This is a genomic window from Enterococcus spodopteracolus (assembly GCF_030441955.1).
GTDB lineage: Bacteria > Bacillota > Bacilli > Lactobacillales > Enterococcaceae > Enterococcus_B > Enterococcus_B spodopteracolus.
This window is the reverse complement of record NZ_JARJHD010000078.1, coordinates 1-606: the sequence shown is the minus strand read 5'-3', so window position 1 is coordinate 606 and position 606 is coordinate 1. Positions and strand designations below refer to the sequence as shown.

The 606-nt window shown below is 56.8% G+C and carries 2 protein-coding genes; both read right to left on the bottom strand.

Features of this window, described 5'->3' with window-relative positions:
* Positions 1 to 118: DNA-packaging protein FI (gpFI, locus tag P3R27_RS14605; RefSeq protein ID WP_227681185.1), on the bottom strand; the 118-nt coding region annotated here is incomplete at its 3' end.
* Positions 119 to 159: 41 nt separating this feature from the next.
* Positions 160 to 606: major capsid protein (locus tag P3R27_RS14600; RefSeq protein WP_171822399.1), on the bottom strand; the 447-nt coding region annotated here is incomplete at its 5' end.

Sequence of the window (606 nt, the reverse complement as noted above, 5' to 3'; positions counted from 1 at the left end):
CCTCTTTCAGCTCTGCCACACGGAGCGCCAGTTCTTCTTTCGTCCCCGTCAGGCTGACATCACGGTTCAGTTGTTCACCCAGCGAGCGGAGACGGGCAATCAGTTCATCTTTCGTCATGGACTCCTCCACAGAGAAACAATGGCCCCGAAGGGCCATGATTACGCCAGTTGTACGGACACGAACTCATCAGGGTCAGCCAGCAGCATCAGCGGTGCTGACTGAATCATGGTGAACTCACGCGCCGGATCGCCGGTGGTCACCCAGTTTTTCGGGTAACGGGCAGAGGCGTTAATGCCTTCGCGCTGTGCGTCCGCATCCTGAATGCAGCCATAGGTGCGCAGACCGCGTGCCTGAGTGTTCCCCAGCACCATCGTGTTGTCCGGCAGGAAGTTCTTTTTGACGCCGTTTTCCACGTACTGTCCGGAATACACGACGATGGCCACATCGCCATACATCCCCTTATAGGACACCGCTTTGCCCAGGTCTTTCACCGCTGTCTCCAGCTCGGAATTAGAGCCACGACGGGTATCCAGCTTCTCCTTGACGGCTTTGAAGGAACGGAACAGCGCCCAGCCTTTCGGATCGAACACGATGATATTCACCAC